Source organism: Pontimicrobium sp. MEBiC01747 (assembly GCF_053601635.1).
On the sequence record NZ_JBSHNS010000142.1, the window covers coordinates 1 to 562 of the forward strand.

Below are 562 nucleotides of genomic sequence, written 5' to 3' on the forward strand. Positions count from 1 at the left end.
TACCAGTGGCTCCTCCATCTAAAAAGCCATTAGGCAATAAAAACATTTTTAAGCCAACACTTGCAAGAAGAATACCTATTGCAATCTGAATAATCTCTGATAACAATTGTTTCATATTTTTTATGTTCTTGTTTTCATGTATTAAAATGCTATAAACATTCTAAAAATTACTCAATTAATAATAACACGAAGCGTTACATACGGTTTTTTAATTTCACGAACTCTTGTTCTAAGAACAGTAATTTCTCTTCTAACAAATCATTAAATTCAGGTAATCGTTTAAAAAAAACATAACGTATGCGCCATAACTCATCTACCTCTCCTAGCTCATAAACTTTATCTTCTATATTTTTATGATCTGCACGTAATACCATTTCGTTTTTTGTTACATATAGGCTTCGTAATATCAACTCACCCTTTACTAAAACTAAAACAATAGTACCATTATTTAGTTTTTTGATTATATTTTTAGGAACAAACTCCCCTATCACTATATCTTTAGGAAAAAAACCTTTATCATGACTTGTCATTTCTAGGTTAGCAACTGTAAAGGCTCTAAATG

Annotated in this window: 1 protein-coding gene and 1 pseudogene; both read right to left on the reverse strand. The window is 29.4% G+C overall.

From position 1 onward, the window contains the following. Nucleotides 1–115 (reverse strand): YitT family protein (locus ACVC2P_RS03905; RefSeq protein ID WP_452597179.1); only part of this gene is annotated, 115 nt, incomplete at its 3' end. 79 nt (nt 116–194) lie between these two features. Then, nucleotides 195–562: pseudogene (locus ACVC2P_RS03910) on the reverse strand (helix-turn-helix domain-containing protein); the annotation flags it as partial.